The following is a 20,084-nucleotide window of genomic DNA, read 5'->3' as shown; positions in this document are numbered from 1 at the left end:
CGAATCCGCTATAATGCGTTATGATTATGTATATTCGATTGCACGACTTAAAAGGAGGAATGTTATGAGACACACGATGTTTCTATTTCTCATTGCCCTTCTCCTGACCGGGGTTTCGCCGCATGTGCAGCATCATCCCGTAAAGACGCCGGCTTTTGACGTTGAAGAACATGTTCAGCTGTTTTCAGCGGATAAAGTTGAATACGAGAAAATGCCTTTCAGCATGGACCAAAGCGAGTCAAGCTTGGTACCTGTATTTTTAGCGGCCGCGGTGATTGCTGCTTTGTCAGCTTCAGCAGGCCTGTTAAAGAAATTTCTGCTGTCTGTTTTTTACCAGTCCTCCTATTATGGCCATACATCGCTAAGACCCTAGAATCTTTAAAAAAGGAGGGAATTGCGATGTTCTGGATGAGACTTATTATGGTGACTGGTTTTTCATTAACAGCCTTCAGTCTATTTTTGTATCAGGGAATTGAGATTATGCACGCGTTTACTGAATACTTCTCTAAAAATAAATAAGACGCAAAAAAGACATCCCTTTTATTTTAGGGATGTCTTTTCATTTATTGGGTGACCGGCACCCAGACTTCTTTAACTGACCCTGAGTCTCCTTCATCGATAAAGAAGGATCCGTTGCTGTATCTGTCATTTGCGCGCAGCTGTGCTGCGTGAACTTCTTCTGTATGCCCTTTTTCTGTCTTCAGCATCAGTTTGCTGGACGGATCGACAAGGTGCATGCCAACGACTCTGTGAGGATTGTTCTTCAGCTCTCTCAGCATGATTAATCCGCGCTTGGCTCTTGAAGTCTTTTCAAATTCTTTAAGCGACATTTTCTTTGCAGCGCCGCGCTGTGTGACAATGACAACCTGCGGAATGTCTCCTGCTGGGAAAACCGCAGCGCCTGCTACTGTATCTCCCTCTTTTAAATTCATTCCTTTTACTCCTGCCGCTCTTGCACCGACAATGCTGACTTCTTCTTCAGCAAACCACAAACCGTATCCGAACTGCGTTGCTAAAAACAGATCATCGTTTCCGGATGTCATAAATACATTGACTAACTCGTCATCGCCTTTAAGATTGACAGCCATTAACGCTTTTGAGTACCGCTGGGCCTTATACAATTTCAGTTCGGTTTTCTTGACCATCCCGTTCTTTGTGACAAAGAGCAGGTACTGCGCGGCTTCAAAATCTTTAACAGGCATGGCCTTAATCAGCTGTTCATCCCGCTCCAGGCTGACAAGATTGGCAATATGCTGGCCGAGGTCCTTCCAGCGGATGTCAGGAATTTCATGCACCGGACAGTATATATAATTGCCCTTGCTTGTGAACAGCAGAATGGTTTCGGTAGTATTTATGTCAAATTTCCCGAGCAGTCTGTCTGTTTCTTTCATGCCGAAATCCTGGCCGTTTGATGCTGAGTATGAACGGCTGCTCGTACGTTTGATATAGCCGTCCTTCGTTACTGTAACAATGACGTCTTCTGACGGAATCATCACTTCAAGATTGATTTTTATTTCCTGTATCTCATGCTGAATGACAGAGCGTCTATCATCGGCATAAGTTTTTTTGATTTTTTTCAAATCCGTTTTAATCACCTGATACAGTTTTTTCTCATTGTTCAGGATCTCAAGAAGCTGTGCTATTTTTTCATCAAGCTCTTTCGCTTCGTTTTGAAGAGCCGTGATGTCCGTGTTTGTTAACCGGTAAAGCTGAAGGGATACTATAGCTTCAGCCTGAATTTCCGTGAACGCAAACTTTGCAATTAAGTTATCCTTTGCATCCCGCTTGTCCTTGGATGCCCTGATAACAGCAATCACCTCATCGAGGATAGACAGGGCTTTAATGAGTCCCTCGACGATATGCTGGCGCTCTCTTGCCTTTTCAAGATCGTATTTGGAGCGGTTTGTAATGACTTCCTTCTGATGCGAAATATATGCATCAAGAATCGCAGGCAGCGTCATGAGTGTCGGGCGTCTGTTATGTATGGCCACCATATTAAAATTATAAGGAACCTGCAGGTCGCTGTTTTTGTACAGGTAATTCAGAATTCCCTGTGCATCAGCGTCTTTTTTCAGTTCGACGACAATCCTCATTCCGGTCCGGTCTGTTTCGTCACGCACCTCGGCAATACCGTCAAGCTTTCGCTCAATCCTGAACTCGTCCATGCGCTTCACAAGGTTTGCCTTATTCACTTCAAATGGAATTTCTGTAATGACAATCTGCTGTTTGCCGCCCCTGACGCTCTCAATCTCTGCTTTTCCACGGATAATGACTTTCCCTTTACCCGTTTCATACGCTTTCTTAATGCCGTCAATTCCCTGGATAATGCCTCCGGTCGGAAAATCGGGGCCATTTATGACAGTCATCAACTCGTCAACGGTGCAATCCGGTTTGTCAATGCGTTTCATCACAGCATCAATGACCTCTCCAAGATGGTGAGGCGGAATGTCTGTTGCATAACCTGCTGATATCCCCGTGGACCCGTTTACAAGGAGGTTTGGATACATGGCAGGCAGAACAAGCGGTTCACTGCTTGTATCATCAAAGTTCGGCACAAATTCGACTGTGCGTTTTTCGATGTCCCTTAGCAGCTCAGATGCAATTGGTGAGAGACGCGCCTCTGTATAACGCATCGCAGCAGGCGGGTCACCGTCGTTGCTTCCGTTGTTGCCGTGCATCTCAATCAGGAGATTGCGCACTTTCCAGTCCTGGCTCATCCTCACCATTGCATCATAAACAGATGTGTCTCCGTGAGGATGATAATTGCCGATTACATTACCGACCGTTTTTGCTGATTTTCTGAAGTTTTTATCGTTTGTATTACCGTCAACATGCATGGCATACAGAATTCTGCGCTGTACAGGCTTCAGACCGTCACGGGCATCAGGCAGCGCTCTGTCCTGTATAATGTATTTGCTGTAGCGGCCGAACCTGTCACCTATCACATCTTCAAGAGGGAGATCGCGGTATTTTTCTTGTTGTGTCATCTGTTATTCCTCCTCTGTGACGGATAAGTTTTCGTTTTCAAGAATGTTTGTTTCTTCATCAAGACCAAATGCGACATTGCTTTCAATCCATTTTCTTCTTGGCTCTACTTTATCACCCATAAGGGTTGTCACCCTGCGCTCAGCACGTGCAGCATCATCAATGCGCACCCTGATAAGCGTTCTTGTCGCAGGATCCATAGTTGTTTCCCAGAGCTGGTCGGCATTCATCTCGCCAAGACCCTTATAGCGCTGAATCATATATCCCCGGCCGACTTTTTTCAGTACGCCCTGAAGTTCTTCATCAGACCAGGCATACTCGATTACCGCTTTTTTTCCGGTGCCTTTGCTCACCTTGTACAGGGGAGGCAGGGCAATAAACACTTTCCCCGCTTCAATCAGCGGTTTCATATAACGGTAGAAGAAAGTCAGGATCAGCACCTGGATATGCGCGCCGTCTGTGTCGGCATCCGTCATAATGACAACTTTGTCGTAATTGCAGTCGTCCACCTGAAAATCTGCACCGACACCTGCGCCGATCGCATGAATAATCGTATTGATCTCTTCATTTTTGAAAATATCCGCAAGCTTCGCTTTTTCGGTGTTAATCACTTTTCCGCGCAAAGGAAGAACTGCCTGAAAGCGCCGGTCTCTCCCTTGCTTTGCTGAGCCTCCCGCAGAGTCTCCTTCCACCAGGTACAGTTCATTTTTCTGGGGGTTTCTTGACTGTGCTGGCGTCAGCTTCCCGCTCAGCGTCGCTTCAGACCGCTTTCGTTTCTTCCCGCTTCTTGCTTCTTCGCGCGCTTTTCTGGCAGCTTCTCTTGCCTGATAGGCCTTTATGGCTTTTCTGACTAAAAGCGTGCTCGTTTCCGGATTTTCCTCAAGGAAATAGGCAAGGTTTTCTGAAACAACAGCATCTACCGCTGATCTTGCCTCACTCGTTCCAAGCTTTCCTTTGGTTTGTCCCTCAAACTGAAGAAGCTCTTCCGGTATGCGGACAGAAACTATGGCTGAAAGGCCCTCGCGAATGTCAGACCCATCAAGGTTTTTATCTTTCTCTTTTAAAATCCCTATCTTTCTGGCGTATTCATTAAAAGCGCGTGTCATCGCAGTCTTGGATCCGGATTCATGTGTGCCGCCGTCTTTCGTGCGCACGTTATTGACGAAAGAGAGAATATTCTCCGAATAGCCATCATTGAACTGAAAGGCAAATTCCACTTCAATGCTGTTTTGAATCCCTTCGAAGAATACGACGTTATGAAGGGAATCCTTTTCTTCATTAAGATAGGATACAAAGGCTTCAATTCCGGTTTCATAATGATAGACTTCTTTCGTCTGGTTCCGGTCGTCAATCAGTTCTATTTTTAAGCCTTTTAAAAGAAAGGCTGATTCGCGTAAGCGCTCGCTTAATGTTTCGGCATTATAGGTCGTAGTGCTGAAGATAACGGGATCCGGCTTGAAGTGAATAATTGTGCCCGTTTTGGCTGATTTCCCGATCTTCTCAAGCGTTGTAACTGGTTTTCCGCCATTTTCAAACCGCTGCTGATACGTAAACCCATCGCGGTGAATGGTGACAGTCACCCATTCAGAAAGGGCATTTACAACCGATGCACCGACACCGTGAAGACCGCCGCTCGTTTTATAGCCTCCCTGACCGAATTTCCCTCCTGCATGGAGAACAGTCATGATGACTTCCGCCGTTGGTTTTCCGAGTTTATGCATGCCTGTTGGCATCCCCCGGCCTTTGTCTGTAACAGATATACTGTTGTCTTTATGTATTTTGACAATGATATGGTCGCCAAATCCGCCGAGTGCTTCATCGACGGAATTATCCACGATTTCATAAACGAGGTGATGCAGTCCTCTTGCATCCGTGCTGCCGATATACATCCCCGGTCTTTTGCGCACTGCCTCAAGCCCCTCTAATACTTGGATCGCATCATCATTGTACTCAAATTGCTGCTTACTCAAACGATTTAAGCTCCTTTCAAAAAAACAAGTGCCGCTGATAAGAAACCGTCCCGCAAACAAGAACGTACGTTTGCATCTATTGTATCTTACATCCGGACAGTGTGACAAGCCTTTGCCTATTACTCTTTTTAAGTTTACCATTGATTAGAAATGACAGCGTATAAAAATAAATGCCTAAGCTATATTTTATCTGCTGCCGTAAGATTCGCAAACTAAATCTTAGCAGATGTACGGCAAAATTGAAAATATTTTGGAAAAATGTTGAATTGACTCTTACCTTAACTGACGCATCCGACAACAATCATTTTTATCCAGTATTGTTCTGAATGCCATCCGATATGCAAAAAAGATGAATGACCGCAGGATTCTTCAGCCGTCGAGGTAAAAGCGCCTTCCATTCCTATTTATCGGTACCAATGGTGATGTGTTGACCTCGCTTGAAACTAAAAAAAATCACATGGGACAAATCCCATGTGATTTTTTTATTTAGTCAAAGCATGTTCAACTTTAATGCAGCGGTCCATAATGACAGTGTATCCTTTATCCTTAAGCAGTTTATAAGCATCCTCATTCAGTAGTCCAAGCTGCGCCCAGAACACATCAGCGTCTGCCTCAAGAAATTCCTCTGCGACCGGCAGGAGGTGTTCGGATCTTCTGAATACGTTCACGATATCAATGTGTCCGTCGATTTCTTTTAAAGAACTGACTGCTTTTACTCCCAGCGCTTCTTTGATCATAGGATTTACCGGAATAATTTCATACCCTGCATCCTGCATAGCTTTGCTGACCATGTAAGACGTTCTGTCGGGCTGATCGGACAATCCTACAACAGCAATGCGCCTGCTTTTCTTTAAAATCTTGCCGATTTCTTCTCTTGATGGGATTTCTATATTCATCTTTGGACACTCCTTTTTTGGTTTTTTCTTTTTATGACGTAGTCTTAAGTGCTAGTTACATGATAAAATAAGATTATCTATTTTTAAAGTGTTAGGAGCGGATCCTTTGTACATTGCTGCCATTATTATTTTAGCTTATTTGCTGGGTTCCATTCCTTCAGGCCTCATTGTAGGCAAAGCGGGCTATGGAATTGACATCCGCGAACATGGAAGCGGCAACCTTGGAGGCACGAATACGTTCAGAACGCTTGGGGTTAAAGCCGGTTTGCTTGTTACAGCCGCAGATATCCTGAAAGGGACTCTTGCAGCATCGCTGCCCGTTCTTTTCGGATTAGAAGGCGTTCACCCGCTTCTGATCGGCGTATTCGCTGTCATCGGCCATACATACCCGGTTTTTGCAGGATTTAAAGGAGGAAAAGCCGTTGCTACTTCAGGAGGCATTCTGCTTTTCTCGGCACCTCTGATGTTTGTCACGATGCTTGCTGTCTTTTTTCTGTTCCTTTACCTGACGAAGTATGTATCTCTGTCGTCCATGCTGACGGGCATTTATGCGGTCGTCTTCAGCATCTTCTACGGTGATGTCATTCTGACGTCCATTGTCAGTGTGCTGGCCCTGTTTGTTATATACCGCCACCGCGCAAACATTAAACGCATTAAAGAAAAAACAGAACCTAAAGTAAAATGGATTTAAAGCTGCCTTTGGCGGCTTTTTCTGTTTTGCGGAAAGCGTTTTCTTTTTTAAGCACTTCGTATATGATGAAGGAAAAGAAACTTAATAGGAGATTACATCATGAAGAAAAAATGGATGATATCAGCAGCTGCAGCCATTGCTGCAATGGGCACGGCTGCCTTTTTCCTTGCAGCAGAACCTGCTGAAGCCCCTCAAAAGAAAGTGGAGCTTCATCAAACCACCAAGACAGAGCATCAGCCAAAATCGTTTCAGTCTGAGCTGACACTGTCTGCAATCGGAGACATTCTCATACACGGCAGAGTTTACAATGATGCAAAACAGCCTTCCGGAACATATGATTTCAAACCCATGATTAAAGATGTAAAACCTCTGATCGGACAGGCTGACATCACATTTGCCAATCAGGAAACGATGATCGGCGGGACAGAAATCGGACTGTCTACCTACCCTTCTTTTAACAGTCCCTTTGAAGTGATTGACGCTTTTCAGGATGCAGGTGTGGATATTGCGGGAATAGCGAACAACCACACGCTTGACAGAGGTGAAAAAGCGATATTAAATGCGACGGCGCGCTACGACGAGATTCAGATGCCTTATGTTGGCTCCTACCGCAGTCCGGAAGATGCCGCAGAGCCGAGAATCTTGAATGTCAATGGCATTAAACTTGGATTTCTCGCCTACACATACGGTACAAACGGCATTCCTGTTCCAGAAGGAAAGCCCCACCTTGTCAATCTGATTGATAAGCCTAAGATGAAAAGAGAAATACAGGAAATGAAAAAGCAGGCAGATGCGGTCATCGTCAGCATGCACTGGGGTGTTGAATACATCAGGCTGCCAAACGTTGATCAGCAGGAGCTTGCCCGTTTCTTGGCTGATGAAGGAGTTCATCTTGTCATCGGCCACCATCCCCACGTTCTGCAGCCAATGGAATGGGTAGAGGGGCAGGACGGAAACAGGACCTTCGTCGTCTACTCTCTCGGTAACTTCCTTTCAGGACAAGTCAGCGATTATAAGGATATCGGCGGTATTTTCTCCATTAAAATCAGCAAAAAAACGGAAAACGGAAACAAACAAATTCAGCTCGCTGAACCATCCTTTGTACCGACGATTGTTGTGAACCAGAACAATCGCACATACCGCGTAAAAGAACTGGAAACCGTCAATTCTGCCAAAAATAAAGAAATACAGGAGCACATGTTTCAATACTTAAATCCTGGCGAGTAAAAAAATGCGTTTTGTTTTGCTTTTTCGTGGTAAAGTATGAGAGAAGGAGTGAAGCTTTCATGAAAATACATATGAGTGACGAAGCTGTAAAATGGTATCAGGAAGAAATGAACATCGAAAGCGGGGACTCTTTTCGCTTCTTTGTGAGATATGGCGGAAGCAGCACCATTCAAAAAGGTTTTTCGCTGGGTGTCGTCAAAGACTCGCCGAAAGAAGCCGGAGCCAAAACGGAGAAGAACGGCATCACGTTTTTCATCGAGGAGAGCGATGTCTGGTACTTTGATCAGAATGATCTGATTGTCGATTATGACCATGATAAAGATGAACCTGTATTTGACTACAAAAAACCCGCAGATCAATGATCCGCGGGTTTTTTCTCAAGATTGAACTTTTTTATATGGCTGCTTAACCCATGATCCTTCAGGACTCTAATCTGCAGTTCACCCATCAGGTCATAATGCGGCAGGTTTTTGTAGTCATGAATCCACTCTTTTTTCAAACCGTAACTTTCTCCCCACCTGATCAGTTTGCCCACATCAGAACATCCTGCTTTTGTGACAGCATGTGAGTTCCTGAAGCGAGGATCTATCCAGAAATGAGTAAGAAAGGCGACTTCACCTTTTTCCACTTGCGATTTCCACTCGTTGAGTTCGCGCCGATTTATCCCGAATGCCACGGTTATGCCTGCTTTTTCGCTTTTTCATATGCTTTATGCCATTCAGGATAAGCTTTTCTGATCTGAATGGGTTTAAATGTATCCTTTTTTACACATACATGATTGGATACAGCCTGAAGAGCAAGCTCCCCCTGGGGAGTGTACATTTCGTAGCCATAGGCTACTTTAAATCCGTTATACTCTTCAATCCAAGTATGGACCGTTACGGTATCTCCATATGTTAGCGGCTTTTTATAGCGGACCTGCAGGTCGACAACAGGTGAAATAACGCCCTCTTTTTCCATTTCAGCATAGGAAAAGCCAAGGTCCTGAATCAATTTTGTTCTTCCTACTTCCATCCAGATCAGATAATTGGCATGATACACAACGCCCATCTGATCTGTTTCTGCATATCTGACTTCTATTTCTTTTTTTGAAACAAGCATCTAGTTCCTCTCCTAATCACACCATGAATACCCATTATCATACCATAAGCCTTTTTTCCGCACAAAAATAGAGACGGCACAGAGCCGTCTCATGCAGGTTTACTTATAACCGTTTTCGCGCGCAGAAGCTTCATCTTTAATTTCAGAACGGAAAGCCTGTATGCTCTCTTCTCTGCGCTCATTTTTCGCTTCAATGCGCGCACGTTCCTCTTCATTTGAAAATTGAAGGCTGTCCTGCGATTTATCGATGTTTTCCATTGTATTTTGAATCATGTCCTGCAATTTTTCTACGTTATCAGAACGATCATCCGGATTTGCTTTATAGGCCATATGAACACTTCCTTTTCTAAGATGATGGAATATGGAGCAATTAGTTAACATAATAAAATTATGATAACTAAATTATTCTCCTTTAGTCTGCATAACCTGAGCATGTTCATTCGATTTATTCTGCATTTGTTTTCCCTTATTCCCGCCAAAGCCTCTTGATTTTGTTCCGATATGGTTTGGGGTAAAGTGGCTTTGTTTGTCATTTGAATTTGTCATGGTCACTCGCCTCCTCTCCATTATCTTCTCCAGAGAGAAAGCGAACATGACAGCCAAGTGTTGGATTTAGCTGAGCTTGTCAAGCAGACGCTGCTCGACTCTTTCCTCAAGCTTATCAAGAGCTTCCTGATCTTTCATGAGCTCTTTTTTATTTTCGAGCACTAACTCTTCAAACGTCATTTTTTTCATTTTTCTCATGCAGTACACCTCCATATGTATTACACCCATTATTTCCAATAATCTGTAAATTAATCCTGAATATTTTAAAAAATAAAAAAAGACTGTTCATTATGAACAGTCCCTACAGTTCCAAAAGCTTTTCCATCGTTTCCTTTGTCATCGCTCCTCTTGATATATTCAGAATGCTGCCTTCCTCATCTAGAAAATAAGTGGTCGGATACGAATAGACCTCATATTGAATACTTACACGGCCATCTTTATCAAGAGTTACAGGAAACGTTAAATTTCGTTCTGCGATAAATTCTTCCACATCTTTACGGCTTTTCTCAGCATTCGTCATATTTACTGCAAGTACAACCAGATCGTCCTGATATTCATCCTGAAGCTTTTGCATTTCGGGCATTTCTGCTTCGCATGGCGGACACCAAGTCGCCCAGAAATTCACCATCACTTTTTTCCCTTTCACATCATCGAGCGTGACGGTCTCTCCACTAAGTGTTTCCATTTCAAATTCCGGCGGTTTGTTGCCTATTTCAAGTCCTTCTTCAGGTTCTTTCGGAAGGATGGCAAACCAGACGGCATAGCCTGCCAAAAACACGAGCAGTCCTATGGCAAGTATTCTCTTCACCGTTTTTCCCCCTTGATGCATGCTTGTCTGTTTATGTATATGCTGTCCCCAAATGGACAAGTCTCTTTTTCATTAAATCATCTCTTTTTGAAAAGAACAACAGAATTGAACAAAATAAAAAAGGGCGGAAGTCCGCCCTTTTATAATCAGCCTTTGATCTTCTCGCGAAGAACCATTTGAAGAATTCCGCCATGGCGGTAGTAGTCAACTTCAACATCGCTGTCGAAGCGGACAAGCACTTCAAATTCTTTTACATTGCCTTCTGAATCAGTCGCTCTCACTTTCACATGGTCGCGCGGCTTAACCGTTTCGTCAATCAGCACTTCGATTGATTCAGTTCCAGTCAAACCAAGCACTTCAGCATTTTCGCCTTGTTTAAACTGAAGCGGCAGAACGCCCATGAATACAAGGTTGCTTCTGTGAATGCGCTCGAAGCTTTCAGCAATAACTGTTTTAATGCCAAGAAGGTTCGTTCCTTTAGCAGCCCAGTCGCGTGAGCTTCCCATTCCGTAATCTTTGCCTGCAAGAACTACAAGCCCTGTACCGTCTTGTTTGTACTTCATGCATGCATCGAAAATGGAAGTTACTTCACCAGTTGGCCAGTACGTTGTGTATCCGCCTTCTGTTCCAGGTGCTACTTGGTTTTTAATGCGGATATTGGCAAACGTACCGCGCATCATCACTTCATGATTACCGCGGCGTGAACCGTATGAGTTAAACTCTCTAGGGCTTACGCCTTTTTCCTGCAGGTAACGGCCTGCCGGCGTGTCTTTTCCGATTGAACCGGCTGGTGAAATGTGGTCTGTTGTCACAGAGTCTCCAAACTTAGCTACAACTCGGAGATTTCTGAGCGGTTCAACAAGACCCGGCTCCGGATTCAGGTTCTCGAAAAATGGAGGGTTCTGAATGTAAGTAGAATCCTGATCCCACTTGTAAAGAGCCTCATCTGTCGTCTGAATCGCATTCCAGCGCTCATTGTCGTCAAACACACGGCCATATTCCTGTCTGAACAGCTCAGGAGTAACTGTTTGCTTAACGATTTCATTAATTTCATCCATAGAAGGCCAGATGTCATCGAAGAAGACATCATTTCCGTCTTTGTCTTTTCCAAGTGAATCATTTTTAAGGTCAATGTTCACCGTGCCTGCAAGTGCATATGCCACAACAAGCGGCGGAGAAGCAAGATAGTTTCCTTTTACCAGTGGATGGATGCGTCCTTCAAAGTTACGGTTTCCGGAAAGAACGGATGTAACAAGAAGATCGTTTTCAGCAACCGCTTTTTCAATTTCATCAGCAAGCGGACCTGAGTTTCCGATACAAGTCGTACAGCCGTATCCTACAACGTTGAAGCCTAATTGATTCATATATGGAAGAAGGCCGGAATTTTCAAGGTAGCCTGTAACTACTTTAGAGCCTGGAGCTAAAGAAGTTTTTACGTAAGCCGGCACCTTCATTCCTTTTTCAATCGCTTTTTTCGCTACAAGACCTGCACCTACAAGAACATAAGGATTCGATGTGTTTGTACAGCTTGTAATGGCCGCAATCGCAATCGCGCCGGTCTTCATATTTGTTACTTCGCCGTTTGCAAGCGTAACAGAGATCTCTTTTCCTGCTTCTGCAGCTTCAAGACCGAAGCCCTGATTTCCAGCAGGTGCAGCAAGAGCTGTCTGGAACGATTTTTGCATAGCAGAAAGAGGAATTAAATCTTGAGGACGTTTAGGTCCTGAAAGATTCGGCTCGATTTCTGCAAGGTCAATTTCTACAACAGAAGTGTACGTAGGCTCCACATCAGGCGAGAAGAAAAGTTCGTTCTCTTTGCAGTATGCCTCAACCATATCAACAAGCTCGCTGTCGCGGCCAGTAAGCTTCATATATTCAAGGGATTCGCCGTCAACCGGGAAGAATCCGCATGTTGCGCCATACTCTGGTGCCATGTTGGCAATTGTCGCACGGTCTGCAAGCGGAAGCTGCGGTACGCCAGGTCCGAAGAATTCCACAAATTTGCCTACTACGCCTTTTTGGCGAAGGACCTGAGTCACTTTCAGTGCAAGGTCTGTAGCTGTTGTTCCGTTTGGCATTTTACCTGTAAGTTTAACGCCAATGACTTCAGGAACCGGGAAATATGAAGGCTGGCCAAGCATGCCTGCCTCAGCTTCAATTCCGCCGACACCCCATCCAAGAACACCGATGCCGTTGATCATTGTTGTATGGGAGTCTGTTCCTACAAGTGAATCCGGATATGTTTCAAATGTGCCGTCTGCACCTTCTACTGCGTGAACGACATTTGCAAGGTACTCAAGGTTTACCTGATGAACGATCCCTGTTGCAGGAGGAACCGCACGGTAGTTGTTAAACGCTTTCTTAGCCCAGCTTAAAAATTTGTAGCGTTCTGCGTTGCGCTCGAACTCAAGCTCCATGTTAAATTGCAGAGAGTCCATTGTACCGGCTTTATCAACCTGAACAGAGTGGTCAATGACAAGATCAACCGGAATCTCTGGATTGATTACATCAGGATTTCCCCCAATGTCAGCCATTGCTTTTCTAAGGGATGCCAAGTCAACAACGGCAGGAACGCCCGTAAAATCCTGAAGGATGACGCGTGATGGCTTAAATGGCACATCAAGTTCTTTTTGCTCAGCTGTGCCCCATTTTGCAAGGTTTTCAACGTGCTCTTTTGTAATAACTCTTCCATCTACCTGTCTCAAAACAGATTCAAGCAGAACTTTAATGGAATACGGCAGTTTGGAAACATTGCCGATCCCTGCATCTTCTAATGCTTTTAATGAATAATAGTTGTATGTTTTTCCGCCTACTGTAAAGCTTTTACGCGCTTGGAAAACATCGTGATGTGCTAATTGCTCTTGTTTCGTCATATGTTTTCTCCCCTTTTAAATCAAAATCGACGTTTGTGTCGAAACCTCGGTCTCTCCCACCAATTACTTCGCACATGTTCATCTTAATACATGTTTTAACATAAGTAAATAACAATGCTGTTATCAAAGTACATAAGTAGTTCTTATAGTTGTAAACTTCAGACCTTTTTCAATAGAAAGAATTGTAACCGCGCACATCAATTTCGACAGAAAACAAACACTATCAGCATGGGGGTGACAGTTATGGCCAAACGCAAGGCAAACCATGCGAATGAAGGCATGAATGCAGCTTCTGCTCAGGGAAAAGGCGCAGGATACAACGAAGAATTTTCAAATGAGCCTCTATCAGCAGCCCAGAAGCAGAATAATAAGAAGCGCAAGACAAATCAATAAAACAAAAAACGACGGATCTCCCGTCGTTTTTGTTTATTGTTCTTCAATATTTACTTCAGCAACAATCTTTGACAAATCTCTTCTGTATTGCTCCAGTGTTTCCCTTTGCGTTTCTGATGCAACTTCAAGCGCATTGTTGATCTGTTCATAAGCTTCGTTGATCTCTTCTTTCAGATGACTGAGCTGAATCCCGTAATCCGGTGTTTCTGCTGAAAGCTGCTGGTACATATTTTCTGCCTGAGCAGTCCCCTGCTGTGCGGCCTGAAATGCCTGCTGTTTATTTTTATGATAAGGCATGATCTTTCCTCCTTAAAGTGGCTGAATCTGTCTTTATTTTGGTTTTTCAATGGTCATATTATACAGCCTCTCTTTTGCATGAACGAGCACCCTTTGCACCAAGATAAAGGTAAAGGAAGGTGACACCTATGACAAACAAAAACAACAGCAAAGACATGCACAAAAACGCACCAAAAGGAAACAACCCCGGCCAGCCCGAACCGCTCGACGGATCAAAAAAAGTAAAAAACCGTAACCATACAAGACAGAAAAATCATTCGCATCATGATATGTAACTAGAAAAGCGGAGCCGACTGTTCAGGCCTGACAGGCAGAAAAGAAATCCCCGAAAAAGTCCGGGTTTGACTTTTTCGGGGATTTTGTTCTGACGGAAGGACTAGGAGGCGGAGCTGGACAATACCGAAAAGCGGAAGCGTTTATAGCTCAGGGATTCAATAAGGAAAATGCTGACCTATAAATCAGCTGGTTTAAAATACAGGGCACTAAAACGGTGAAATGTTGTCCTATAAACCCGCTTGTCCAAAATACAGGGCACCAAAACGGTGAAATGCTGCCCTATAAACCCGCTTGTCCAAAATACAGGGCACCAAAACGGTGAAATGCTGCCCTATAAATCTGCTTGTCCAAAATACAGGGCATCAAAAAGGCGAAATGCTGCCCTATAAATCAGCCGGTCCAAAATACAGGGCAACAAAAAGGTAAAATGCTACCCTACAAATTCGGCGTTCCAAAATACAGAGCAACAAAAAAGTGGAATGCTACCCTATAAATTCAACGTTCCAAAATACAGAGCACCAAAAAAGTGGAATGCTGCCCTATAAATCCGCTGGTCCAAAATACAGGGCACTAATAAAGCGGTATAGGCGCTTTTGCTATAGCCGATGGTACCCCTGAAGCTGGATGCAAAACACAATCATCCCCTCCCCCTGCCACCAAATACAGCCACTTTTAACTTGCACAAATGCCCTTTCCATTTGTGCAATTTTTCTTTTTATGCCAGGCATGAACACAATCAGCAGGAAATAAACTGAACTATAGAAAGAGCCCCGCAATCAACTGTTGCACAGCCTTCCGCATGTCAGCTTCACAGCATTTCTGCACAATCTGTCTTCTATTCACGTCCTGATAATGAGCTGAATAAAATGAAAGTAGCATGGTTTTTGGAGGTCAACATGAGATGGACAAAAAAAAGCGTTCAAAACCATCTGATCTGAGCTGTATTGAAGACTGGATGAACCAGTTTTTCACAGACCCGTTCTCTGCCCTCCTTGATTGCAGATCCTTCCGGGTGGATTTGTTTGAAACAAGCGAGGAATACATTGTTGAGGCAGAGTTCGCAGATGTAAAACCGGAAGATATACAGATTAGAGCAAACCGTGAAACGCTCATTATCACCGCACAGACTGCCCGGCAGACGACAGAATCAGATCAGCTGGAGAGATCCATCCTTCTTCCTTTTTCACTTGAGAAAAAAAAGATTGAGGCTGTGTTCTCAAATGATATTCTTGAAGTGAAAATTTTTAAAGAAGGAAGCTGCTCACGGAAAAGCTCATATATTCCGGTTCAATTTGCTCTTTAAAGCAAGCACAGCTTGCTTTTTTATTTTTTCCGCCAAAATCTGCGCAGAAAGTGTCATTTTATAGGTTTCTGCTCAGACAAGTCCTTCTTGTCAGGCATATGTATAAGGAAGAAGGAGCGTGTATGCAGTGGGAGTCTATATTAAAAACCTTGTGATCAATGAAATTACAGGCGGCACAGTCAATTTCGGCAATTGTATCCGCATGTCTTCAAATGAAGCGAGCAAAACCGTTCAGGATTCCGAACAGCCGTCAGAGGAAAATGAAACGGCATCCGAACAGATGCCGCGTTTACAATTCAGATTGTTTTTTTGAAGGTTTGGTGCTTTGAGCCTGGACATTGATTTCTATTTTCTTGATCAGCTGATTTCCGCACCTAGGACACATTTTGTTTTGTTCCAGGAGCAGCATGCAGTTTGTGCAATAGTACTTTTCCATATTAGAAACCCCCTATTTTTCAGCGTATGTTGACAGGGCTTAAATGTTTCTTTTTATGTCACTGCCGTTCTGAAAATCGATGGCAAAACATATTTTTTTCTAAAAGACTAAAGGGGTATGCTTATGGCCTATTATGGCTCCAAAGGATGGTATGTGAAAGCACTCAGGGAAATGGGAATGACCAGGCACCCGATTGAAAGAAGAAAACTGAAAATGTACAAAACGTTTGTACTCCGGAATTTATATAATCAGGCACTCGAGAAATAAATTTACATCCGTTTTCTCTCAAAAAAAGACATCCTGCTGACAGGAAGTCTTTTCTTTTATGTCAAAATACCCGAATTAAGCTACAAATTTTTACAAAAATATGAAAATAATTCTTTTTTATAGGCTGATTTAATCATATAATAAAAAGAAAACGCCATTTCTAGGAGGAGCGTTTATGACATTATTGTATGAAATTCTGTATTTGCCGACAAATTGTGGAACGATCAGGGTCGATTTGTCTTATAAACGCTCTGTTTACATCGCTCATGCCGAACTGCTGGGCCACCAGTCAACCGGCAAAGACCGCAATAAACTGACAGCCGTCAAAAAATCCCTGCTTGAGCTTTCAAAGCAGGTCCATTCCAGCTGAGACAGCCTTTTCAACTAATTTCCCCTGGTGTATAATAATAGCAGATTCATTGACGGACGGGGGTTACAACTATGCTTGACGGCTGGTTTCTATGGTTCATACTGTTTTGGGTCGTTTTTCTTTCAGGCATGCTCGCAATAGGCGGGTTTTTCATGTTCCGGAAATTTTTAAAGCGCTTGCCTAAAGAAGACGGAAAATCAGATCTTGATTGGGAAGCGTATTATATTGAACAGACGAGGCACTTATGGAATACAAGCCAAAAACAGCTGCTTGAGGATCTGGTCGAACCGGTTCCTGAGCTTTTCAGGGATGTTGCCCGGGCAAAAATTGCCGGCAAAATCGGCCAGCTGGCACTTCAGGAAAAAGCGGGATCTATTACACAGGATCTTGTGATTCGCGGATATATAACAGCTACTCCAAAGCGCGACCATAAGTTTCTTTTAAAGCGTCTTAAAGAGAAAGATATTGATCATACCCCTTACCGGGCACTATTTTAAAAAACCCGCTGGCTCAAATCTCTTGAGCCCGGCGGGTTTTTATGTGGCCTGAATATTCGATGGAGGCAGCTGATTTTCAAGCTTTCTGAAAGACAGATACATGGCGATTCGCCACGGAACAATCATTCCGAATGCAAGAATCCAGAACATGCCGCTCAATTCTCCGACATCAATGCTGTTGCTCAAATAAAATTTAAGTGCAATCCTGATAAGGAGAAGCCCAATTAAAATGAATGCAAAGGCTTTTGAACGCTTCAGGTAGATTTTATCTTCCTTGACTTCAAAATTTGATGTTTTAATAAGAAAGATGGAGAAAAAGAACCCCAGTGTGATCGCTTCCAGGAATTCAAGCGGCGTCACTCTGAACATCGGGTGAAGAAACATTAACGCTCCCGTGCTCATAAAAATCGGCGGCAGGATAATCTTTCTGGCACTTGCGGGTTTCTTAGAAGCTCTCATGCGGATCATCATGACGCCTAGAGCCATGATAACAGCAGCAATTGTTGAGAAAATGACCAATGTGATCAATCCTTTTTAAAATGGTTACTACTATAATATACTACTGAAGCAAATAAAAAACCATCTCTTTACACAAAAGATGGCCGTTCCATGCAATTTACCCCAGAACGCGGTAAACCGCGTCGTTTACTCTTGTTTCATCAAAAGGCTTCGTAATAAAATCCTTTGCTCCTGCTTCGATGGCCTCTACCACCATTTTCTGCTGGCCCATTGCAGAGCAGATAACGACTTTGGCAGCGGGATCCATCTCTCTTATCGCTTTCAAAGCTTCAATCCCGTTCATTTCCGGCATCGTAATATCCATCGTAACGAGGTCCGGTTTCAGCTTTTCATAAAGTTTGACTGCTTCGGCGCCATTCTCCGCTTCTCCTGCAATCTCGTGTCCTTTGGATGCGAGAATCTTTGATAAGGTTAATCTCATGAATTTGGCATCATCAACAATTAGCACTCTGGCCATGCAAGCGCCTCCTTTTTAAATCGACGAACGCAAGATCTACTATTCTATGAGATATTATATCAAATTTCAGAAGAAAATGTAGTAAAAAAGACTCAAAAATTTCTAAAAAATAGGTCTAAAATCCCGTAAACCCACCAAACAGCCTGCTCATCACAATAATAATCTTTGTCATCCAGTTAAAAAACAGCATGATCCCAATGATAATCATGATCCAGCCGCCCGTTTTCATAATAACCAGGCTGTGCTTGCGGATCCATCCCAGCTTTCCGATAAAGAAGGCCATGATAAAGAAAGGAATGGAAAAACCAAGTACGTAGGCAAACATATAGAGCATAGCAGAACCTGGATTGCTCAGTGTAAGCCCGAAGACAGCTGTAAGAATAGGTCCGGTGCATGGTGTCCATCCTGCTGCAAAAGCAAGACCTATAAGCACGGAACCGATATACCCGGAGGGTCTGTTTTTCAATTCAAACCGGCGTTCTTTCATCAAAAATTCAGGCTGCAGAACACCAACAATGACAAGCCCGAAGAGTATGATTAAAATGGCGCCAATCTGCCTGATCAGATCATTATAGCCAAAGAAGAAATCGGCAATAAAGGAACTTCCAAATCCAAGAGCAATAAAGATAATGGAAAATCCAATCAGGAAGCACAGTGTGTGCAGCATACTCCGTTTTTGAAGCATGGCATTTTCAGTCTTCAGCTCCCCGACTGAAACACCTGTTATGTATGACAGAAACGCAGGATATAAAGGCAGACAGCAAGGAGAGATAAAGGAAAGAAATCCTGCTCCAAATGCTAAGAATACATTAACATCGGTCATCCATGAACCCTCCTTTCAACTTTAAAGTCACACTATATTTTAGCAAATACTGCCTGAAAAACATATGTTTCACTGTGTGACAGTTTTATGTCAATTCCTTAACATCTGCTTAAAAGGATTTATTCGGTCAGGACTTCCCTTTATAATAGTCATATATCAAAGTAAAAAATCCTTATTTTCCCTTCGAATTATTTTCCATTTTAGGATATAATAGAAATTACCAGCAAGGTTCGTGCAGAACTTACATACAGAAAGGACAAGTTTTCGTGTCTAAACAAGAACTATTAAAACTAATTGAAAAAAAACGAGCGGAAATGATCGAAATAGCCACTAAAAATGGAATCAATTCGAACGTGTCCATTCAATACAGCCAGGAACTGGATCACTTGCTGAATGAATACAACCGGTACAGCTACTCTGCCATGAAACGTGTTTATTCTTAAAACTTAAAAATCCCCGCAAAAAAAGCACGCTCCGAAAGCGTGCTTTTTTATTTAAAATCCCGTAACCGGGTTTTTATTTTGCCTGATTGTTCATCATTTTCATCATTTGGTTGATTTTCTTCTGGGACGGTTTCATGCCCATTTGCATCATCATCATTTTTAACATTTGCTCGTTAATTGGCGGATTTTTCTTTAAATAACTCATCATATACTGGCGAGCAATGAAAAATCCTAGTGCTACTCCGGCAAGTAAAGCCAGAACGCCTACTAGAATGACTACCCACAGATCCATCGTATTTCCTCCTTCATGTTGTCTATTTTACAGTGTACTAAACCATAGGATATTATACAACATATACTCTATAATTTCTGCCTTTTTAGACAAATTTTCTTTCTTTTATCGGTTTTAGCCATCCGTGCCGCTTTTCTTCAAAATCCATCGCTAAAAAGCATGAATCCGCCTTTCTGAGAACTTCAAAGAAAATCGCTTCCATATCAAAGCTTCCTTCTGAAGTGACTGTAACCGATCTGTCACCCGTTTCAAGGATGGCTCCTCCCTGCATGGATTCACTTTCAATATGATGGCGGTTTTGTGAATATGCATAGTTGTATCTTCCGTTCAAGCTGCTGCTGATCATGTCATCTATATAGTCTTTCGGAATTTGTCTCGTAATATAAGTAATTTGTTTTTTCAGGTGAATAAACTCAGGCTGTTTAGGGCTTGTCCGCATAAATTCCTGAAAAAGCTGAAAAAGCTTTACTTCACGGCCAAAAAAGTGATTCGCAAACTCTTCCTCTATTAAATAGACAGTGTAGTGTCTCATGCTTTCACCCTTCCGTATGACGGTTACCCATTATTATACTGGAAAGTTGAGGAAGAAATTTGTCTAAATGAAAGGCAAAACT

The 20,084-nt window shown here is 43.1% G+C and carries 28 protein-coding genes; 12 read left to right on the top strand and 16 right to left on the bottom strand.

What is annotated here, in order from left to right; translation table 11 throughout:
• Nucleotides 1-64: 64 nt before the first annotated feature.
• Nucleotides 65-373: a hypothetical protein gene (locus tag JOJ89_RS10105; RefSeq protein WP_029281079.1), complete on the top strand. Its 309-nt coding sequence runs from the start codon at nt 65-67 to the stop codon at nt 371-373.
• 190 nt (nt 374-563) lie between these two features.
• Here JOJ89_RS10105 and parC read toward each other — a convergent pair whose 3' ends face one another.
• From parC to JOJ89_RS10090, 3 genes are all read right to left on the bottom strand, one after another.
• The gene (gene parC / locus JOJ89_RS10100; protein WP_029565676.1) at nt 564-2,987 is read right to left on the bottom strand and encodes a DNA topoisomerase IV subunit A; all 2,424 of its coding nucleotides are present in this window, start codon (nt 2,985-2,987) and stop codon (nt 564-566) included.
• Nucleotides 2,988-2,990: 3 nt separating this feature from the next.
• Complete coding sequence (parE, locus tag JOJ89_RS10095) at nt 2,991-4,955, bottom strand: DNA topoisomerase IV subunit B (RefSeq protein WP_029565675.1); 1,965 nt, start codon at nt 4,953-4,955, stop codon at nt 2,991-2,993.
• Nucleotides 4,956-5,437: 482 nt separating this feature from the next.
• Entirely contained in the window at nt 5,438-5,851 is a 414-nt protein-coding gene (locus tag JOJ89_RS10090) for a CoA-binding protein (protein ID WP_203290194.1), read from the bottom strand.
• Nucleotides 5,852-5,957: 106 nt separating this feature from the next.
• Here JOJ89_RS10090 and plsY point away from each other — a divergent pair, with 106 nt between their 5' ends.
• From plsY to JOJ89_RS10075, 3 genes are all read left to right on the top strand, one after another.
• A complete protein-coding gene (gene plsY, locus JOJ89_RS10085) occupies nt 5,958-6,542 on the top strand; it encodes a glycerol-3-phosphate 1-O-acyltransferase PlsY (protein ID WP_029281086.1) in 585 nt (194 codons plus the stop codon).
• A 99-nt stretch (nt 6,543-6,641) separates the two neighbouring features.
• Nucleotides 6,642-7,769, top strand: coding sequence for a CapA family protein (locus tag JOJ89_RS10080; protein ID WP_203290193.1), 1,128 nt, complete (start codon nt 6,642-6,644; stop codon nt 7,767-7,769).
• Nucleotides 7,770-7,828: 59 nt separating this feature from the next.
• Entirely contained in the window at nt 7,829-8,131 is a 303-nt protein-coding gene (locus JOJ89_RS10075; RefSeq protein ID WP_029281090.1) for a HesB/YadR/YfhF family protein, read from the top strand.
• Here JOJ89_RS10075 and JOJ89_RS10070 read toward each other — a convergent pair.
• The 7 genes from JOJ89_RS10070 to acnA all read right to left on the bottom strand — a co-directional run bounded on the left by JOJ89_RS10070 (nt 8,125) and on the right by acnA (nt 13,097).
• Nucleotides 8,125-8,445: a hypothetical protein gene (locus tag JOJ89_RS10070; protein WP_029565670.1), complete on the bottom strand. Its 321-nt coding sequence runs from the start codon at nt 8,443-8,445 to the stop codon at nt 8,125-8,127. The two genes, JOJ89_RS10075 and JOJ89_RS10070, sit on opposite strands and share 7 nt — an antisense overlap.
• A 2-nt stretch (nt 8,446-8,447) precedes the next feature.
• Nucleotides 8,448-8,870 (bottom strand): acyl-CoA thioesterase, encoded by a 423-nt coding sequence (locus tag JOJ89_RS10065; protein ID WP_029281094.1) that lies wholly within the window; start codon nt 8,868-8,870, stop codon nt 8,448-8,450.
• 99 nt (nt 8,871-8,969) lie between these two features.
• Nucleotides 8,970-9,200 (bottom strand): small acid-soluble spore protein Tlp, encoded by a 231-nt coding sequence (tlp, locus tag JOJ89_RS10060; RefSeq protein ID WP_029281096.1) that lies wholly within the window; start codon nt 9,198-9,200, stop codon nt 8,970-8,972.
• A 72-nt stretch (nt 9,201-9,272) separates the two neighbouring features.
• Nucleotides 9,273-9,416, bottom strand: coding sequence for an acid-soluble spore protein N (locus tag JOJ89_RS10055; RefSeq protein WP_029281098.1), 144 nt, complete (start codon nt 9,414-9,416; stop codon nt 9,273-9,275).
• A 66-nt stretch (nt 9,417-9,482) separates the two neighbouring features.
• On the bottom strand, nt 9,483-9,614 hold the full coding sequence (locus JOJ89_RS10050; RefSeq protein WP_081870140.1) for an FbpB family small basic protein: 132 nt from the start codon (nt 9,612-9,614) through the stop codon (nt 9,483-9,485).
• A 103-nt stretch (nt 9,615-9,717) separates the two neighbouring features.
• Nucleotides 9,718-10,245, bottom strand: a complete 528-nt coding sequence (locus JOJ89_RS10045; RefSeq protein WP_203290308.1) for a TlpA family protein disulfide reductase — start codon at nt 10,243-10,245, stop codon at nt 9,718-9,720.
• Between the two features lie 125 nt (nt 10,246-10,370).
• Entirely contained in the window at nt 10,371-13,097 is a 2,727-nt protein-coding gene (gene acnA, locus JOJ89_RS10040) for an aconitate hydratase AcnA (protein ID WP_203290192.1), read from the bottom strand.
• Between the two features lie 243 nt (nt 13,098-13,340).
• Here acnA and sspO point away from each other — a divergent pair, with 243 nt between their 5' ends.
• Nucleotides 13,341-13,490, top strand: coding sequence for a small acid-soluble spore protein SspO (gene sspO / locus JOJ89_RS10035; RefSeq protein ID WP_029281104.1), 150 nt, complete (start codon nt 13,341-13,343; stop codon nt 13,488-13,490).
• 33 nt (nt 13,491-13,523) lie between these two features.
• On the opposite strand, the gene JOJ89_RS10030 is transcribed toward sspO, so the two are convergent.
• On the bottom strand, nt 13,524-13,787 hold the full coding sequence (locus JOJ89_RS10030; protein ID WP_029281106.1) for a hypothetical protein: 264 nt from the start codon (nt 13,785-13,787) through the stop codon (nt 13,524-13,526).
• Between the two features lie 128 nt (nt 13,788-13,915).
• On the opposite strand from JOJ89_RS10030, the gene JOJ89_RS10025 reads away from it, so the two are divergent.
• The 6 genes from JOJ89_RS10025 (at nt 13,916) to JOJ89_RS10000 (ending at nt 16,936) form a co-directional block, all read left to right on the top strand.
• Complete coding sequence (locus tag JOJ89_RS10025) at nt 13,916-14,062, top strand: small acid-soluble spore protein P (protein WP_081414079.1); 147 nt, start codon at nt 13,916-13,918, stop codon at nt 14,060-14,062.
• Nucleotides 14,063-14,964: 902 nt separating this feature from the next.
• Nucleotides 14,965-15,366 (top strand): Hsp20/alpha crystallin family protein, encoded by a 402-nt coding sequence (locus JOJ89_RS10020; protein ID WP_051827097.1) that lies wholly within the window; start codon nt 14,965-14,967, stop codon nt 15,364-15,366.
• A gap of 118 nt (nt 15,367-15,484) precedes the next feature.
• A complete protein-coding gene (locus JOJ89_RS10015; RefSeq protein WP_029565668.1) occupies nt 15,485-15,679 on the top strand; it encodes a hypothetical protein in 195 nt (64 codons plus the stop codon).
• 246 nt (nt 15,680-15,925) lie between these two features.
• Nucleotides 15,926-16,069 (top strand): DUF2639 domain-containing protein, encoded by a 144-nt coding sequence (locus JOJ89_RS10010; protein WP_081414110.1) that lies wholly within the window; start codon nt 15,926-15,928, stop codon nt 16,067-16,069.
• Nucleotides 16,070-16,244: 175 nt separating this feature from the next.
• A complete protein-coding gene (locus JOJ89_RS10005) occupies nt 16,245-16,439 on the top strand; it encodes a hypothetical protein (RefSeq protein WP_029565667.1) in 195 nt (64 codons plus the stop codon).
• Between the two features lie 71 nt (nt 16,440-16,510).
• Entirely contained in the window at nt 16,511-16,936 is a 426-nt protein-coding gene (locus tag JOJ89_RS10000; RefSeq protein ID WP_203290191.1) for a DUF2621 domain-containing protein, read from the top strand.
• A 39-nt stretch (nt 16,937-16,975) separates the two neighbouring features.
• Here JOJ89_RS10000 and JOJ89_RS09995 read toward each other — a convergent pair whose 3' ends face one another.
• The 3 genes from JOJ89_RS09995 to JOJ89_RS09985 all read right to left on the bottom strand — a co-directional run bounded on the left by JOJ89_RS09995 (nt 16,976) and on the right by JOJ89_RS09985 (nt 18,735).
• Nucleotides 16,976-17,455 carry a CcdC family protein gene (locus JOJ89_RS09995; protein ID WP_029281117.1) on the bottom strand — a complete coding sequence of 160 codons (480 nt, stop codon included), beginning with the start codon at nt 17,453-17,455 and terminating at the stop codon, nt 16,976-16,978.
• Nucleotides 17,456-17,552: 97 nt separating this feature from the next.
• Nucleotides 17,553-17,912 carry a response regulator gene (locus JOJ89_RS09990; protein WP_029281119.1) on the bottom strand — a complete coding sequence of 120 codons (360 nt, stop codon included), beginning with the start codon at nt 17,910-17,912 and terminating at the stop codon, nt 17,553-17,555.
• A gap of 115 nt (nt 17,913-18,027) precedes the next feature.
• Entirely contained in the window at nt 18,028-18,735 is a 708-nt protein-coding gene (locus tag JOJ89_RS09985) for a cytochrome c biogenesis CcdA family protein (RefSeq protein ID WP_203290190.1), read from the bottom strand.
• 266 nt (nt 18,736-19,001) lie between these two features.
• Between JOJ89_RS09985 and JOJ89_RS09980 the strand changes: the two genes are divergently transcribed.
• Entirely contained in the window at nt 19,002-19,178 is a 177-nt protein-coding gene (locus tag JOJ89_RS09980; protein WP_081414077.1) for an aspartyl-phosphate phosphatase Spo0E family protein, read from the top strand.
• Between the two features lie 73 nt (nt 19,179-19,251).
• Here the strand turns inward: JOJ89_RS09980 and JOJ89_RS09975 are convergent, their stop codons facing one another.
• Together JOJ89_RS09975 and sirA are read right to left on the bottom strand one after the other, a co-directional pair.
• Nucleotides 19,252-19,470, bottom strand: a complete 219-nt coding sequence (locus JOJ89_RS09975; RefSeq protein ID WP_029281123.1) for a YneF family protein — start codon at nt 19,468-19,470, stop codon at nt 19,252-19,254.
• Nucleotides 19,471-19,555: 85 nt separating this feature from the next.
• Nucleotides 19,556-20,002 carry a sporulation inhibitor of replication protein SirA gene (sirA, locus tag JOJ89_RS09970; protein ID WP_203290189.1) on the bottom strand — a complete coding sequence of 149 codons (447 nt, stop codon included), beginning with the start codon at nt 20,000-20,002 and terminating at the stop codon, nt 19,556-19,558.
• Nucleotides 20,003-20,084: the final 82 nt, after the last annotated feature.

It is taken from the genome of Metabacillus sp. cB07 (assembly GCF_016839225.1).
GTDB classification, from domain to species: domain Bacteria; phylum Bacillota; class Bacilli; order Bacillales; family Bacillaceae; genus Bacillus_P; species Bacillus_P indicus.
The sequence above is the reverse complement of the archived record's forward strand: the minus strand, read 5'-3'. Positions and strand labels throughout refer to the sequence as shown.

Bases quoted from the DNA above. Each gene is read 5' to 3' on its own strand.
- JOJ89_RS10030 (WP_029281106.1), bottom strand. From the start codon at position 13,787: ATGCCTTATCATAAAAATAAACAGCAGGCATTTCAGGCCGCACAGCAG.
- JOJ89_RS10105 (WP_029281079.1), top strand. From the start codon at position 65: ATGAGACACACGATGTTTCTATTTCTCATTGCCCTTCTCCTGACCGGG.
- JOJ89_RS10080 (WP_203290193.1), top strand. From the start codon at position 6,642: ATGAAGAAAAAATGGATGATATCAGCAGCTGCAGCCATTGCTGCAATG.
- sspO (WP_029281104.1), top strand. From the start codon at position 13,341: ATGGCCAAACGCAAGGCAAACCATGCGAATGAAGGCATGAATGCAGCT.
- JOJ89_RS10090 (WP_203290194.1), bottom strand. From the start codon at position 5,851: ATGAATATAGAAATCCCATCAAGAGAAGAAATCGGCAAGATTTTAAAG.
- tlp (WP_029281096.1), bottom strand. From the start codon at position 9,200: ATGGCCTATAAAGCAAATCCGGATGATCGTTCTGATAACGTAGAAAAA.
- JOJ89_RS09990 (WP_029281119.1), bottom strand. From the start codon at position 17,912: ATGGCCAGAGTGCTAATTGTTGATGATGCCAAATTCATGAGATTAACC.
- JOJ89_RS10005 (WP_029565667.1), top strand. From the start codon at position 16,245: ATGACATTATTGTATGAAATTCTGTATTTGCCGACAAATTGTGGAACG.
- JOJ89_RS09985 (WP_203290190.1), bottom strand. From the start codon at position 18,735: ATGACCGATGTTAATGTATTCTTAGCATTTGGAGCAGGATTTCTTTCC.
- JOJ89_RS10050 (WP_081870140.1), bottom strand. From the start codon at position 9,614: ATGAGAAAAATGAAAAAAATGACGTTTGAAGAGTTAGTGCTCGAAAAT.
- JOJ89_RS10055 (WP_029281098.1), bottom strand. From the start codon at position 9,416: ATGACAAATTCAAATGACAAACAAAGCCACTTTACCCCAAACCATATC.
- JOJ89_RS10000 (WP_203290191.1), top strand. From the start codon at position 16,511: ATGCTTGACGGCTGGTTTCTATGGTTCATACTGTTTTGGGTCGTTTTT.
- JOJ89_RS10075 (WP_029281090.1), top strand. From the start codon at position 7,829: ATGAAAATACATATGAGTGACGAAGCTGTAAAATGGTATCAGGAAGAA.
- parC (WP_029565676.1), bottom strand. From the start codon at position 2,987: ATGACACAACAAGAAAAATACCGCGATCTCCCTCTTGAAGATGTGATA.
- sirA (WP_203290189.1), bottom strand. From the start codon at position 20,002: ATGAGACACTACACTGTCTATTTAATAGAGGAAGAGTTTGCGAATCAC.
- acnA (WP_203290192.1), bottom strand. From the start codon at position 13,097: ATGACGAAACAAGAGCAATTAGCACATCACGATGTTTTCCAAGCGCGT.
- JOJ89_RS10025 (WP_081414079.1), top strand. From the start codon at position 13,916: ATGACAAACAAAAACAACAGCAAAGACATGCACAAAAACGCACCAAAA.
- JOJ89_RS10010 (WP_081414110.1), top strand. From the start codon at position 15,926: ATGGCCTATTATGGCTCCAAAGGATGGTATGTGAAAGCACTCAGGGAA.
- JOJ89_RS09975 (WP_029281123.1), bottom strand. From the start codon at position 19,470: ATGGATCTGTGGGTAGTCATTCTAGTAGGCGTTCTGGCTTTACTTGCC.
- JOJ89_RS10020 (WP_051827097.1), top strand. From the start codon at position 14,965: ATGGACAAAAAAAAGCGTTCAAAACCATCTGATCTGAGCTGTATTGAA.
- JOJ89_RS10045 (WP_203290308.1), bottom strand. From the start codon at position 10,245: ATGCATCAAGGGGGAAAAACGGTGAAGAGAATACTTGCCATAGGACTG.
- JOJ89_RS10065 (WP_029281094.1), bottom strand. From the start codon at position 8,870: ATGCTTGTTTCAAAAAAAGAAATAGAAGTCAGATATGCAGAAACAGAT.